Below are 15,453 nucleotides of genomic sequence, written 5' to 3' on the forward strand. Positions count from 1 at the left end.
TTTAATTATAGGCCAATGTTAATACCAAATGAAATTACTCGTGGTTGTGGTGCTGAGTAAAAATCTACGCCTTGATTGATGTTCGTCGATTGATAATCTGCATTAACCTCAGGGTCCCATCCTTTGTAACCGGTTATGGTGAGCAGGTTTTGCGCCGTAGCATATAACCTCAATTTGCTTAACTTAATTTTCGTTAATACCGAAGCTGGAAAAGTATAACCAAGGGTTAATGTTTTTAAACGGACATAAGAGCCATCAGATAAATACCTTGTTGAATTTCCAATACCATTGCCTGCAAACAAACGCGGCTCTGGCACGGAAGTAATGTCACCAGGTTTATCCCAATAGCTCATTTGATCTGTGGTTTGATTATCATAGCCATTTGAACCATTGGCACTCATGTATTGGCCTCCTGCGTTGAAAATTTTATTGCCCTTAACACCTTGGAAAAATATACCCAGATCAAAATTCTTAAAAGAAAAAGTATTATTTATACCAAAAGTATATTTAGGATTTGGGTTCCCGGCAAATATCCGCTGTGCTTTATTAATATCAGTTGTTGTTGATCGATCAACATTTCCTGAAGCATCAGTTGTGTTAACATAATATAATGCATCGCCATTAGCCGGATTTACTCCGGCATATTCTGGTATGTAAAATACACCAATAGGTTGCCCTGAAATAGCTGCATTTATTTCATTGCCATTTAAAATCTGCCCTCCTAAATTGGTAATCTTATTGTTGTTAATTGCACCAGTTATTGCCGTTGACCATTTAAATGCGCCAACAAAATTTTCTGTATTTATACCCAATTCAAACCCAGTATTTTTTAATGAACCTAAATTCTGAGTTTTTGTAGAAAAACCCGTTGTTTGCGGAATAGGAACATCCAACAATAAATCGCTGGTATTTTTTTGATAGAAATCGAAAACACCTGTAATTCTATTCTTCAAAATACCAAAATCAAAGCCAATGTCGAGTTGTTTTGTTTTTTCCCACGTTAAATCCGGATTCGCTATTCTAGAAGGTATTTGTCCTGGCAAACCTCCGTAAGCTCCTGATCCACTGAATAAACCTCGTGCAGAATAGTTTCCAATTTCAGCATTACCTGTTAAACCATAACTGGCCCGTAATTTTAATAAACTGATGATTTCGCTCTCCTTTAAAAAATCTTCTTCCGAAGCAATCCATGCTAATGAGCCTGCAGGGAAATATCCATACCTGTTATTGGTGCCAAAACGTGATGAGCCATCTGCTCTTACACTAAAGCCAAATAGATAACGGTTATTGTATTTGTAATTTGCCCTAAAGAAATAAGATAAAAAGCTAAACGCACCTTCATTACTTGTTGCTATAACTTTTGTTGCAGCAGAACCCAATTTAATATAAGAATCACTCGGGAAATCCTGCCCTTCAATGGTACTGTATTTTGTAGTCGATTTTTGGTAACTTGTTCCTAAAATCAGGTCAAAAGCACTTTTTCCAATTGTATTATTGTAACTGAAAAAATTGTTTGTGTTGCTATTAATTACAAAAGTCGAAATATTTTGCCCGTAACCATTTGTAGTGCCTGTGTTTCTGAAAGTTAAAGCACCGTAATAGCTTTCTTCGTTTTGATTCAAGTTATCAATAGAGAAATCTGTGCTAAATTTTAAGCCTTTTGCGATATTAATGTTTGCAAAAGCTTTTCCTATTGTTCTATATACCGTTGCTTTATAAAATGCATTATCGACACTGATAAATGGATTATAATATACTGGATAGTTAGAGGCTGCTCCTGGTAATGTTCCGCTAACCAAGCCTGATCTTGGGTCTATAAAAGGGGTAATAGGAGAAAGTGCAACAGATTGCAGTGGACTTGAAAAGGCATTATCATTTGATAACCTATTATTAATGCTATTAGAAAAATTAAGATTAACACCCATTTCTAAAAAATCAGTTACCTTATTAGTCAGATTTAACCTGCCGCTATAGCGTTTATAACTGTTTCCAATTACAATTCCTTGTTGATCTAATGCCTGTCCGCCAATGTAAAATTTAGTTTTTTCATTTCCGCCTGTTAAATTCAGATCATATTGTTGTGTAACGGGCTTGTCTTGAAAAGAGGCAGCTTCCCAATTAGAGTTTACTTTATAAGTTTGGTAATCATTGTTTCCGGCTGAATATCGGTTTAAACGCGCTTCTACACTTTCACTGTAATCATCTAACGCTTCTTGTAAAGTTGCATATTCTCCATTTAGAAAGTCTTGTTTAGCCTGGCCTTGCCCAGCTCTACGCTCTAACTGAACATATTGTTCTGCATTTAAAAAATCCCTATGGTTAGAAGGGGAGCTAACTCCACCTAATGCATTGAACTGAATAAGTGTTTTGCCTGCCTTACCTTGTTTGGTTGTGATTAATACTACACCGTTTGAGGCTCTTGCGCCATATATTGCAGATGCAGAGGCATCTTTTAAAACTTCTATAGATTCGATATCATTGGTATTTAAATCAGCTAAAGCACTGGTTGGTGCTGTTGTACTGGAAAAATCGCCTGAGGTAATAGGAATTCCATCAACAATGTAAAGTGGCTCGCTGCCCGCAGTTACCGAGGCAGCCCCCCTGACCCTTACCGTTATTCCTTGCCCTAATTTTCCATTTTGAGCCGCAATCTGTACGCCTGCTGCTTTTCCCTGCAAGGCTTGTTCAAAACTTGTTACAGGTAAGTTTTCCAGGTCTTTCGATTTAACAGAAGCTACCGATCCCGTTATATCCCGTTTATTCTGCGTGCCGTATCCCACAACAACCACATCAGATAAGGTATTGTTTTCTTCCTCTAAACTGGTGTTAATCGTTGCTCCGGTAATCGGCACTTCTTTTGTTTTGTAGCCGATAAAGCTAAAAACGATTGTTTTAGCATCGTCTGATACTGTTAGTTTAAAGGCTCCGGAGGCATCACTCTGTGTGCCCGCTGCTGGTGAGCCTTTTACAAATACGCTAACTCCTGGAATTGGTCCAGAAGCCGACGTTACTTTCCCCGTGATAACCTTGCCTTGTGCGAAAGCAAGTGAAATTACACAGAGAGACAAAAGCATACTTAAGAGTAGTTTTTTCATCAAAATGGTAGTTAAGTTAGTAATGTTTAATAGTTTGTATAAATGATACACTTAATATAATCAATAATATGTTCAAAACCTTGAGGAATAGGTTAAAATTTGGCTATGTTAGGCTAATAAGCAATTAAACCAAAACAAAGCATTGAAAACAAATGTTGATTGGTATATAAATTGCATTTTTTTATTAAAAAACACAAGCATGGATAAGTTAGAATTAAAAGGAAAGTGGAATGAAATAAAAGGAAAGGTTAAACAAGCTTATGCTGATTTAACTGATGATGATTTAGCGCATGAGGAGGGCCAAGACGATGAGTTATTGGGAAAACTTCAACAAAAAACCGGAAAGGGAAGAGATGAACTTGTAAAATGGATCAACTCATTATAATATCAATTCTATGAATAAACAGGCGGCCTATACGGTCGCCTGTTCGCTTTAAAACCATTTTTTATGCCAGATATTGCCAAAAGATTTGTCGAGAATCCAATCTTGCATCCAAAAGACCTTTTGCCGAGCAGCGCCGGACTAGAAATCGAATGTTTGTTAAATCCAGGTGTTTTTACTTTTGAAGGTAAAATATGGTTGCTGATCCGCGTTGCTGAAAGACCAGCCCAACAGGAAAACGTAATCTCTTTCCCTGTACTTAAAAAAGGGGGAATAGAGATTTTGGCCATAGCAGAAAGCGATCCGGATTTAAATGCAACCGACCCCAGGGTAATCAATTATAAGGGAGCAGATTATTTAACCACACTTTCTCATTTAAGGCTGGTGTGCAGTGATGATGGGATACATTTTTATCAACCGGATGCTTATCCTTTATTACAGGGGGAAGGTGAGGATGAAATCTTTGGCATTGAAGATTGCAGGGTAGCCCAAATTAACGGTACTTATTATTTAACTTTCACGGCTGTTTCTGAACACGGTGTTGGGGTAGGCATGCGTAGCACTAAAGATTGGAAAACCTTTGAGTACCATGGCATGATTATTCCACCTCATAATAAAGATTGCGCTTTATTTGAAGAACAAATTAATGGCAAATTTTATGCCTTGCACCGGCCAAGTAGTGTTGCTTTAGGCGGTAACTACATTTGGCTGGCCGAATCGCCTGATGGCATTCATTGGGGCAACCATAAATGTATCATTAAAACCCGAGCTGGCTTTTGGGATAGTGCACGCGTTGGTGCGGGTGCTGCACCTATTAAAACAGCAGCGGGTTGGCTTGAAATTTATCACGGAGCAAACGAAAAACATCAGTATTGCCTGGGTGCTTTTTTGCTGGATTCAAACAATCCGGCTAAAGTATTGGCAAGAACAGATCAACCTATAATGGTGCCTACTACTGATTATGAGCTGCATGGTTTTTTTGGTGAAGTAGTTTTTACCAATGGCCATTTAGTTAGCGGAGATGAATTAACAATTTACTACGGTGCTGCAGATGAATTTGTATGTGGAGCTAAGTTCTCGATAGCGGAAATTTTGGAGACTTTGAAATATGTGTAATTTTTTGCCATAGAAACACTGAATAACACCGAAAATGTTGTTTAGTCTTTTTATCACCAAGCCTCGAAAACACAATGGTTTTTCAGCATATGGCAACCAATGACTTACTGAAACTAAATAAAAAAAGCGATTCCCATTGCCGGGAATCGCTTTTGATTATGATATTAAAGCATCAGGTTTCACCTTAAACCCTCCGCTTTCTATCCGTAATCTTATTAGTATCCAAAAATCTGTTCTAAACTTAATTTAGTTACCGGACCAAATTTCGCTAAATCAGCCATGTTGATTTTCTTTTCAGAAGCAACGATACAATACGTGTAAGGTTTGCCAGAAAGATTGGTTTGGTGGAAAGATTTTACGTCATTAAATGTCAATGGTTTTAAGTTGGCATATTCATCAATTCTCGAATCATGGTCGAAACCTAATTTTTTATCTGCCAGGTAGCTATAAATAATTCCATCTTTTGTAATGCGGCTTGTTTCAATACCATTTAATGAATTGGTTTTAGATAAATCGAACGATTTATCAGATTCTGGCAGCGTTGTCAATAATTCATTCATTCCCGCAACTGCTTCATTCATTTTATCAGCCTGTGCACCTACGTAAGCAATAATCGAATTTTCTTTTTTCTTTGGTATTTGGAGAAGAATATACTGCAAAAGTAGAGTAGGCAAGTGCTTTAGATTCACGGATGGTTTGGAACACTACAGAACCCATGCCACCACCGAAATAATTGTTAAATAAAGCAATTTTAGCAGCGTTAGTAGGATCATATAATCCACCGTTGCGTACCCAGCGGATTTCTGCCTGCACCATATCGTAATCAGCAAAGTATACTTTGTTTGAATCGGTTTTGGTGTAAACAAATTTCTTGATTGGCGCTGCATCGGTAAATTCTTTCGCCAATGGATGTGCTTTCACAATATCTGCAGAAAATGCTGCTAAAGTTTTTGGACCATAATACGTTATGGTATGTTTATAATTGGTAAGGTTATGAAGGATATAAATCAGATCGGCTGATTTCATATTCTTGATCTCATCATTGGTTAATCCATAATTAAATGGATTATCGGCGCCAAATTGTGCATAACTCATTAAACCACCCAAAATTGATGATTTGTTTAATTTTGCATTATCTCTCGATTTTAATAAACGCCCTTTTAAATCTTCAAGGGCTTTTTCGTTTGGTTTGCAGTTCGCCAGTACATCTTCAAGTAAAGCAACCGCTTTATCAAAGTTTTCTTGTAACCCACTGATCGAAACGGTTGTTACATCAGTACCTACGTTAACACTATAGCTACAGGCAATGTTATAAAAAGCTTTACTGATATCTTCAGCCGAATATTTATCGGTGCTTAAAAAAGATAGATATTGAGCAGCATAAGGCAATAACTTGTAGTTGTAAGAACCCATATCAAAACGGTAGCTCATGCGGAAGATTCCATTCTCCGTATTTTGCACTGCAATTACATCAGCAATACCTGCTTTACCAAAATTGAGGTCTTTAGTGTAATCCAAAAATTTAGGTGCAATGGGTTTTACCGGAGCTGCAATAATGTCTTTCGTAAAAGGAGAAACTTCATTAACATTTGTTTTTACAGCGGTAATGGTTGGTTTTTCAACTTTAACAATGCTTTTATCTTCGCCTTTATGTTTTAAGATGGAAACATAATCATTGATGAAAAATTTATTGGCAAAATCTACAATCTCCTTTTTAGTTACTTTAGCCATTGCATCGGTAGAGGCCAGGGTTTTATCCCACTCTGTACCACGGTTCTGGATAAAAGCATTCATAGCAAAATCTGCGCGAACATCATTATTGTCAAAACTCTGTAGTTCTGCCAATTTAATGTTGGCCACTGTAGCTTTAATCAAGCTTTCATCAAATTCGCCTTTTTTAAGTAATTCAACCTGTTCTAACAATAGCTTTTGAGCATCTTCCAGGCTTTGTCCTGCTTTTGGTGAACCAGATAAAATGAAGATTCCATAATCTTTCATCGAGTTGTAACCGGCACTTGCCCTTAACATTTTTTGCTGTTTATTGATGTTGATATCCATTAAACCCGCTTTGCCATTGGCCAAAATGCTACCAATTAAATCTAACAACAAACTCTGATGTGTATTTTGCGCAAAACCTCTGTAGGCCACGTATAAGTTCTCAGCACTCGGACCGTAAATATCAACCTTTTGAACCTGAGTTAAAGGTTTTTCGGGTGCAGGGTTATAAAGCGATAAAGGTTTTGATACCATGTAGGCAAAATCTTTATCAATTTTTTTAATCAGATCGTCGTAGTTAATATCACCGCTCATAATCAGCGCCATGTTGTTAGGCACATAATATTTGTTGTAATATTTCCTGATTTCGATTAAGGATGGGTTTTTTAAATGCTCAATGGTACCAATGGTTGTTTGTTGTCCGTAATTATGTGTTGGAAACAAAGCATAAAGCATTTTTTCATACATTTTACGGCTATCGTTATCCATGCCAATGTTTTTCTCTTCATAAACAGCTTCCAGTTCGGTGTGGAAGATGCGGAAAACAGGTGCGCGGAAACGTTCTGCCTGTACAGCTAAAAATTTATCGATGGCATTTGAAGGAAGATCTTCTTCATAAACGGTTTCTTCTACAGAAGTATGTGCGTTTGTGGAGTTACTGCCGATCGATTTCATCATTTTATCGTATTCATTTGCGATAGAATAATTAGAGGCATCACCAGATGTTTTATCAATTTCCTTATAAATTTCTTTACGTTTTGCCGGATCGGTTGTTTTGTTGTACGTTTCGTAAAGTGCTTCAATTTTATCTAAAAGCGGTTTTTCTTTGGCGTAATTTAATGTTCCGAATTTATCTGTTCCTTTAAATAAAAGGTGCTCTAAATAGTGCGCCAAACCAGTATTTGTACGTGGATCGGTATTGCTACCCGCCCTTACGGCCATTTTGTAGATAATATTTGGCTCTTTGTTATTTTGCGATAAAATTACGGTTAAACCGTTTTTTAGGGTATAAAAACGTGTTTTAGTCGGGTCGTTGGTTACATACTTGTACGTATAGCCACCAGAAGTTCCTGTTTTCCATTGGTAGGTTGTTTGTGCTTTCGCTAAAGAACCTGAAATTAGAAAACAAGCCAAAGTAAATAGTTTCAATTTCATTGAGTTTGTTTTGGTTTATGATAATGAGTGGGTATCTGGCAGTTAAAGGAAAAATCCAAATACAGCGTTCATTTTTAATAAGTTATTTATTCAAATATATATGCTTTCTGTTATTGAATGAAAATAATTTTGATTTCCAAAACTAAAAATTAAGGAATAAATGATTTTTGCATATAAATCACCGTTTATTGTGCCTTGAAATTATAATCTGTATTTTTACCGCCATGACAAAACAGGGCACAAAACCAAATATTTTAGTTGTAAACGATGATGGAATTACAGCTACAGGTATTAAAAACTTAATGGAAGTAATGCAGGAACTGGGTAACGTTGTTGTTGTTGCGCCAGATAGCCCACAAAGTGGAATGGGACATGCCATTACAATAGGTAAACCGATCCGTTTTGATAAAGTAGAGCTTTACGAAGGTGTTGAAATGTATAAATGCAGCGGAACACCTGTTGATTGCGTTAAAATTGCAGTGAATAAGATTTTTAAAGGTAAAAAACCTGATTTATGTGTGTCAGGAATCAATCATGGCTTAAATAATTCGATTAACGTATTGTATTCAGGAACCATGTCGGCTGCGGTAGAAGGTGCAATTGAAAAAATCCCTTCTATCGGTTTTTCTTTGGATGATTTTGCTGCAGATGCTGATTTTAGCCATACTAAAAAATACATTAAAAACATTTGTGAGCAGGTTTTGGCCAATGGTTTGCCAGAGGGCACCTTATTAAATGTGAATTTCCCGAAAGGAGATCATTTAAAGGGCGTTAAAATCTGCCGCCAGGCCAATGCCAAATGGATGGAAGAATTTGATGAGCGGACAGATCCTTATAAACGCCCATATTATTGGTTAACAGGGGTTTTCGAAAATTTTGACAAAGGTGAAGATACCGATGTTTGGGCTTTAGCACATCACTACGTCTCTATCGTTCCGGTACAGTTCGATTTAACGGCGCACCATGCCATACAAACCCTTAACAGTTGGGATTTTATCGGTAATAAGGATGATAAAACTTCTGGAAGCAAAGTTTCTGCACCAGATGGAATTAATTTAGGTTAATTTTTGGTTGTGATGATTGATCATTTAAAAAAATTGAACAATTCCGTTTGGGTAGGCTTAGGTGTTGGCTTATTGCTGCCAGCAATACTTTGCACAATTGCCTGGTACATTATTAACCATGTTAACTACCTTGCAAAAGCCGATTTGTTGTACATTGGTGGCATTGCTATAAATGCTTACACCATGCAATACTTTTTTAAGTACAATAAAGAAAATATTGGCAGGGGCATATTGGCCGCAACATTTTTATGTGCTTTTGTGTTTTTTGCTTATAAGGTTTTTTAAGAGAATTACAAGAGTGACAATGACTGATCAAGTCGGTTCGTCCATTCCCAACTTGATTGGGAATCCTAATGCTATAAGCTTTAAGATTCCCGCCTACGCGGCAATGACGATTGTTTATTTCTTACATACAATGACGTTTTTTCTATAAAAATTATAACATGAAATACTACCTCGTAGCCGGAGAAGCCTCTGGCGATTTACATGGTGCCAACTTAATGAAAGCCTTAAAAATTGAGGATGGCGAAGCTATATTCAGGTATTTCGGAGGCGATAAAATGCAGGCCGAGGGTGGCGGATTGGTAAAACATTATGCCGATATGGCTTTTATGGGTTTTACAGAAGTGTTGTTAAATTTAAGAACCATATTTAAAAATCTCAAAGCTTGTAAAGAAGATCTTCTACAATGGAAACCCGATGTGCTGATTCTGATCGATTTTCCGGGTTTTAATTTAAAAATTGCGGAGTTTGCAAAAGCAAATGGTATAAAGGTTTGTTATTATATTTCGCCTAAAGTTTGGGCCTGGAATCAAAAGCGGGTACTGAAAATCAAGAGGGTAGTAGATCACATGTTCTGCATTTTGCCTTTTGAAGTAGATTTCTACAATGAGTGGGGGATGAAAGTAGATTATGTTGGTAATCCGCTATTAGATGAAATTGCACAATTTACACCCGATTTAAATTTCCGCGAAAATAATCGGCTGGGCAATGGGAAAATTATTGCTTTATTGCCCGGTAGCCGCAAACAGGAAATAGAACGCCTGCCTTCCGGTAATGTTAAGCATTACCGAAAATTACCCTGATTATATTTTTGCCATTGCTGCTGCACCAACTTTTAACGAAAATTATTACCGCCAGTTTACCGGCAATAAGAATGTTCATTTACTCTTTAACAACACTTATAATTTATTGCACCATGCCCATGCTGCAATTGTAGCTTCAGGAACGGCTACACTCGAAACCGCCTTGTTTAAAATACCTCAGGTTGTAGTTTATAAAGGAGGTACAATTTCGATAGCAATTGCCAGGATGCTGGTAAAAATTAAGTTCATTTCATTGGTTAACCTCATTGTAAACAAAAAAATTGTAACCGAACTTATTCAGGAAGATTGCAATACTCAAAAAGTAAACGCAGCACTCGAGATTATCTTAAATGGAGCAGGTAGAAATGAGATGTTAAAGCATTACGATGAGCTACTTTTACTCATGGGAAAACCTGGAGCTTCTGCAAAAACAGCTGGATTAATTTCTAAGTATCTCCATTAAGTTAGGCATTCCGCGAACGTAACAATTTAAGGTTTTTTCATTTTTTTTAAAACAAAACACTGTTTAAGGCGTTACTAAATCGTTTTGCGGAAATCCTAAGTCACACTAATTAATTCTTATCGCTCTTATTAATTTGGTAAAAGGTTGGCCGCATTGCGTAACTAATTATAAACTAAACTAGTGAGTGCCAATGAGAAACATTTTACTCAGGATGTCAGGATTCCTATGCCTGTTCCTACTTTCAAGCCCCCAGTTGTTTGCAAAAATTACGAGCGAAAAAAAGAATTTTAACCGCTATTATTTTCAGCAAGACACAACTAAAAAACAAGACACAACCAAAAAAGTTCCTGTTGCAAAGCCTGCCGATACGGTAAAAGCACCTGCGAATCCTTTGGGTGGTGCGCGGCCGGTTACTACCCCTGCACCAGTGCCTGCAGCCACAACGCCTGCAACTACAGCTGCACCCGCAACAGCTGCATCGCAAAAAACAATTACCGGTATTGTTGTGGATGAGAAGAAAATCGGTTTACCTGGCGTCGGGATTAAAATCCAGGGCAAAACCGGCGGTGCCGTAACACAAGAAAACGGTAAGTTCAGTATCAATGTAACTTCGCCAACAGATGTGCTGGTATTCAGTTATATCGGCTATCAAAGCAAATCTGTTCCGGCGGGTAATGGGGCTGCACCCTTAACAGTTAGCCTGGCGCCATCAGGAGCACAAAATTTAAGTGATGTTGTGGTAGTTGGATATGGTACACTGAAAACCAAAGAAGTTACCTCATCAGTTGCACACGTAGATACCGCACAATTTCGACAAAGCGGCGCGCGTAATCCGCTCGATCTGATACAGGGAAAAGTTGCTGGTTTAAACCTTACGCGAACGAGCGGTTCCAATCCAAATTCTGGCGTAAACGTACAGCTTAGGGGTGCGGTAACTGTAACAGGGAGCTCGAGCCCATTATTTGTAATTGATGGTATCCCGGGTGGTAACCCCGATCTGTTGCAACAGGATGATATACTCTCGGTTGATGTACTTAAAGATGGTTCTGGTGCGGCAATTTACGGTACCAGCGCAAATGCTGGTGTAATTCTAATCACTACAAAAAAAGGAAAACCCGGCGCACCACAATTTAATTACTCCACTTATTTCCGTAAAGAATACATTCAGAACAGATTGGATTTTCTATCTGTAGATGAGTTTAGACAAAAAATTAATTCTAAAGCTCTGGATGCGCAGGATTATGGAGGAAATGAAGATTTGTATGGCAGTTTGATCAATAAAGATAACTTGTCTCAAAATCATAATCTTTCGTTATCCGGCGGTACAAATAATACAAATTATCGTGCAAGTTTAAATTATCGTGATTTGCAAGGCATTGGTTTAGAAAATGGCAGAAAAGAATATACCGTTAGGTTAAATGTAAACCAGAAAGGTTTTAACGATAAATTAAATATTCAAATGAACCTGGCTTCCAACTTCAACAATGCAAATACATTAGGCGGGAGTGGTTGGGAAGAAGAACTGGTTAAAAATCCAACCAAAAGAATCTATAATCCAAACGGCACTTTTTATTTTGATAACCAAAGTACAAACCAATATGCCCGGTTACAGCAAGAAAGAAGCAAAAGGCAACAGCAAACAAGCTCTGCAGATATTAAAGCAGATATAGATTTGGCAAAAGGATTAAAGGGATCAATTTTCGGATCTGTTCAGCGCGATAGTTATACCGATGGGGCTTGGGCATCTATTTTTTCTGAACGTTCTGTAGAGGATGCTGACTATCCTGGCGGTGGCTACGCAAGTAAGGGAAATTTCTTATCGCAGGCTTTTGCTTTCGAACCTACCTTACAATACAACACCATTATTAAAGAAAAGCATTCCATTTCTGCCGTAGCCGGATACAGTTATCGGTACAATGTAGAAGAAGGACAATCGGCAAGTAACCGTGGTTTCATAAACGATCAGTTTCATGAGGATAACCTGACTACCGGTATCGCCTTAACCGATGGAAGAGCCACAGCAACAAGTTTTAAAAACGACAATACGTTGATTGCTTTTTTTGGAAGGATCAACTATGCTTTCAATAATAAATATTTATTGCAGTTGATTTTAAGACATGAAGGTTCATCCCGTTTTGGTATTAACAACAAGTGGGGAAATTTCCCGGCAGTTTCGGTTGGATGGAACATATCTGACGAGAATTTTATGAAAGACATTAAATGGGTTAATTATTTAAAATTACGTGCGGGTTATGGGGTAACAGGTAATTCCGGTTTCTCAAATAATGCCTCGAGGGTAGTTTTAGGTGGTGGTGGTAGGTACATCTATCCAGATGGAACATACCGCGAAACTTATGGACCAACAACAAATGTAAACCCTGATCTAAAATGGGAAACCAAAAGGGAATTAAACATTGGTGCCGATTTTACCCTGTTTAACAGTAAGCTTAAAGGTGCCCTGGATGTGTTCGATCGTACAACCAAAGATTTGTTAGATCAGTACACTACGCCACAACCACCTTATGTGTTATCAAATATTTATGCCAATGTGGGTACAATATCATCTAAAGGTATCGAATTGGCTTTAAGCTATGAAGCCATTAAAACAAAGGATTTAACTTTTAGCATGGATTTTACAGGAAGTACCTTAAGCAATAAGCTGGTAAGTTATTCTAACGATATTTTTGATGTTAAATATAAAACATTTGGCGGTATTGGTGGCTAAGGCGATTTAGGCGATGCCATTACCACTTACGAAGGTGCTCCACTCGGAGAGTTTTGGGGTAAACGTTTCGCAGGTTTTGATGCACAGGGAAAATGGTTATTCTACAATAGAAACGGTGTTGCTGTTCGCAATGATCAGATAAACTATTCAAAAGATCCCAACCTTACCGATTTGGTGCGCATCGGTAATGCCATACCTAAATATTATGCCTCATTTACAGCAAATCTAGCGTACAAAAACTGGGATTTCAGAATGTTTGTAAGAGGAAAATTTGATTACCAAATTTTAAATACCACAGCATTATCCTATGGTAACCCATCCATCAAAGGAAGTAACTACTTGCGTTCAGCATTCGATAAGTACAGCCAGATTAATGATACCTACCAGTATTCTGATTATTATTTGGAAAATGGTACAAACCTTAAAATTGATGAGATCACAATCGGTTACAACTTTAAGTTAAAAACAAAGTTGATCCGTAATTTAAGGGTATACGCCACCGGCCAAAACTTAATTACAATTACAGGCTATACCGGAAACGATCCTGATTTCGTGCTCGATTCTGGCTTAGGTCCTGGTGTTGATAACAGAAATGCATACCCAAGTACCAGGTCATTCTTGTTCGGACTAAACCTTGGCTTTTAAACTTAATATCATGAAAAAGAATTTAAAATATATAGTGTTGTTTGTGCTTGTAGGACTAGGCTTCTCCTGTACTAAACTAGATGAAAATGCCTACGACCAGATTCCGGCAGATGTTTTCTATACCAATAAAAATGAAGTTTTATCGGCGGTACTTCGTCCATATACACATGCAAATGCATGGGTTGCCCCGGCCGGACAAAATGGTTGGTGGCGAATGGCCGAGCTTTCTGCAGATCAGTTGGCCTGGCCAACCAAAGGCCCGCATGGTGAAGATGGAGGCCAATGGAAAAGGTTGCATTATCACAGTTGGACAGTTGATGAATCAGGATATAACAATGCATGGAACTTAATGTATTGGGGAATGGGCTTGTGCAATAGCCCGATACAAAATCTCGAAAACAGAAGTATTTCGGAAATGGGCATTACCCAAGCTGAAAAAGACTCCTATATCGCTGAGCTGAAACTCCTTAGGGCATTCCATTATTTAAAGCTGATGGATTTGTTTGGCAATATTCCCATAAGCCTTAACGTACCAACAGGCAGTGTACCTACAAGCGAATATCCTGCTACAGCAAGCAGAAAAGAAGTATTTGATTTTATAGAGAAAGAAATCAGGGAAAATATTGAAAAAACACCAAAGCTTTCGCGTTCAATGCTAGGCAGAATGACCCAGGCTGGTGGTTATGCCATGCTGGTAGAGCTTTATCTGAATGCCGAAACCTGGACAGGTACACCGCGTTGGGATGATTGTATTGCTGCCGCTGATAAATTGATAACCAATCAGGCTGGTGGCCAGAACGGTACCATGGCTTTAGATACCAATATTGTAAACCAGTTCAATACCACTAATGATTTATCAAAAGAAGTGATTTTTTCAATCGCATACGATTATAAGCGGGCCAATTTTGAACCGGGTTTTGCAGCAGATTTTTTCCACTTTGCCCAAAAAGACATATATGGCGGTGGTAGAAATGGTAACGATGGTGTGGTATTGATCCCAGGTGTATATACAACTTATGATGATGATGATTTAAGGAAAAAAGAATGGTTGCTTATTGGTCCACAATTTAAATTTGCAAATCCGAAAGCACCAGTAGAAGGAACTGTAGAATATGCAGGTAAACCACTCGTATTTGTTGATAACATCCAAAAAAACTCTAAAAATTCTACTGTTTCAAACATGAGCGAAGGAGAAGAGAATAGTGGTGTACGTTTTAACAAATATAAATTAGGAAATTCGATTCCTGGTTATGTTGTTAAAGGAACAGATACCATCCCTGTATTGCCTGATCCAAATTACAACAATACCGACTGGAACATTTACCGTTTAACCTGGGTTTATTTTGCTAAGGCAGAAGCCTTAATGCGTAAAAATGGAGGTGTTGCAACTGCCGATGCCGTAACCTTAATTAACGATGTCAAAAAAAGGGCATATACTAAAACAACATGGCCAAGCCATGCATATACCACTGCAACTTTAACTTTAGACGAGCTTTTGGCAGAAAGAGGAAGAGAATTTATTTTTGAAGGCTTTAGAAGAAATGACCTGATTAGGTTTGGGAAATTCACAACAACCAAGTGGTGGGACCACAATCCATCATCAGCCAATAGAAATCTATTCCCAATTCCACAGCGGCAAATAGACCTAAATTCGAAACTTAAACAAAATCCGGGATATTAATTCCGTCCAAAAGGCACTTAAATAGTGCCTTTTGTTGTTTTAAACCG

10 protein-coding genes and 1 pseudogene are annotated in these 15,453 nt (G+C 37.9%); 8 read left to right on the forward strand and 3 right to left on the reverse strand.

All coding sequences use genetic code 11. The annotated features are described in order from the left end of the window. Window positions 1–5: 5 nt before the first annotated feature. Complete coding sequence (locus AC0IWE_RS25600; RefSeq protein ID WP_471795250.1) at window positions 6–3,095, reverse strand: SusC/RagA family TonB-linked outer membrane protein; 3,090 nt, start codon at window positions 3,093–3,095, stop codon at window positions 6–8. Window positions 3,096–3,294: 199 nt separating this feature from the next. On the opposite strand from AC0IWE_RS25600, the gene AC0IWE_RS25605 reads away from it, so the two are divergent. Then, entirely contained in the window at window positions 3,295–3,480 is a 186-nt protein-coding gene (locus AC0IWE_RS25605) for a CsbD family protein (protein WP_055907479.1), read from the forward strand. A gap of 63 nt (window positions 3,481–3,543) precedes the next feature. Next, complete coding sequence (locus AC0IWE_RS25610; RefSeq protein WP_471795251.1) at window positions 3,544–4,593, forward strand: glycoside hydrolase family 130 protein; 1,050 nt, start codon at window positions 3,544–3,546, stop codon at window positions 4,591–4,593. Between the two features lie 215 nt (window positions 4,594–4,808). Here AC0IWE_RS25610 and AC0IWE_RS25615 read toward each other — a convergent pair whose 3' ends face one another. Continuing rightward, window positions 4,809–5,174, reverse strand: a complete 366-nt coding sequence (locus AC0IWE_RS25615; RefSeq protein WP_471795252.1) for a hypothetical protein — start codon at window positions 5,172–5,174, stop codon at window positions 4,809–4,811. A 4-nt stretch (window positions 5,175–5,178) separates the two neighbouring features. Further along, complete coding sequence (locus tag AC0IWE_RS25620) at window positions 5,179–7,743, reverse strand: M16 family metallopeptidase (RefSeq protein WP_471795253.1); 2,565 nt, start codon at window positions 7,741–7,743, stop codon at window positions 5,179–5,181. 224 nt (window positions 7,744–7,967) lie between these two features. On the opposite strand from AC0IWE_RS25620, the gene surE reads away from it, so the two are divergent. From surE to AC0IWE_RS25650, 6 genes and pseudogenes are all read left to right on the forward strand, one after another. Further along, the gene (surE, locus tag AC0IWE_RS25625; RefSeq protein WP_055907469.1) at window positions 7,968–8,807 is read left to right on the forward strand and encodes a 5'/3'-nucleotidase SurE; all 840 of its coding nucleotides are present in this window, start codon (window positions 7,968–7,970) and stop codon (window positions 8,805–8,807) included. A 12-nt stretch (window positions 8,808–8,819) separates the two neighbouring features. Continuing rightward, window positions 8,820–9,092: a stationary phase survival protein SurE gene (locus AC0IWE_RS25630; protein WP_471795254.1), complete on the forward strand. Its 273-nt coding sequence runs from the start codon at window positions 8,820–8,822 to the stop codon at window positions 9,090–9,092. A gap of 158 nt (window positions 9,093–9,250) precedes the next feature. Next, window positions 9,251–10,355: pseudogene (lpxB, locus tag AC0IWE_RS25635) on the forward strand (lipid-A-disaccharide synthase). A 211-nt stretch (window positions 10,356–10,566) separates the two neighbouring features. Beyond that, a complete protein-coding gene (locus AC0IWE_RS25640) occupies window positions 10,567–13,080 on the forward strand; it encodes a SusC/RagA family TonB-linked outer membrane protein (RefSeq protein ID WP_471795255.1) in 2,514 nt (837 codons plus the stop codon). A 174-nt stretch (window positions 13,081–13,254) separates the two neighbouring features. Continuing rightward, the gene (locus tag AC0IWE_RS25645; protein WP_471795256.1) at window positions 13,255–13,725 is read left to right on the forward strand and encodes a hypothetical protein; all 471 of its coding nucleotides are present in this window, start codon (window positions 13,255–13,257) and stop codon (window positions 13,723–13,725) included. Between the two features lie 10 nt (window positions 13,726–13,735). Further along, entirely contained in the window at window positions 13,736–15,406 is a 1,671-nt protein-coding gene (locus AC0IWE_RS25650; RefSeq protein WP_471795257.1) for a RagB/SusD family nutrient uptake outer membrane protein, read from the forward strand. Window positions 15,407–15,453: the final 47 nt, after the last annotated feature.

Source organism: Pedobacter sp. AC402, from assembly GCF_979252805.1.

Bases quoted from the DNA above. Each gene is read 5' to 3' on its own strand.
- AC0IWE_RS25600 (WP_471795250.1), bottom strand. From the start codon at position 3,095: ATGAAAAAACTACTCTTAAGTATGCTTTTGTCTCTCTGTGTAATTTCA.
- AC0IWE_RS25605 (WP_055907479.1), top strand. From the start codon at position 3,295: ATGGATAAGTTAGAATTAAAAGGAAAGTGGAATGAAATAAAAGGAAAG.
- AC0IWE_RS25610 (WP_471795251.1), top strand. From the start codon at position 3,544: ATGCCAGATATTGCCAAAAGATTTGTCGAGAATCCAATCTTGCATCCA.
- AC0IWE_RS25615 (WP_471795252.1), bottom strand. From the start codon at position 5,174: ATGAATGAAGCAGTTGCGGGAATGAATGAATTATTGACAACGCTGCCA.
- AC0IWE_RS25620 (WP_471795253.1), bottom strand. From the start codon at position 7,743: ATGAAATTGAAACTATTTACTTTGGCTTGTTTTCTAATTTCAGGTTCT.
- surE (WP_055907469.1), top strand. From the start codon at position 7,968: ATGACAAAACAGGGCACAAAACCAAATATTTTAGTTGTAAACGATGAT.
- AC0IWE_RS25630 (WP_471795254.1), top strand. From the start codon at position 8,820: ATGATTGATCATTTAAAAAAATTGAACAATTCCGTTTGGGTAGGCTTA.
- AC0IWE_RS25640 (WP_471795255.1), top strand. From the start codon at position 10,567: ATGTCAGGATTCCTATGCCTGTTCCTACTTTCAAGCCCCCAGTTGTTT.
- AC0IWE_RS25650 (WP_471795257.1), top strand. From the start codon at position 13,736: ATGAAAAAGAATTTAAAATATATAGTGTTGTTTGTGCTTGTAGGACTA.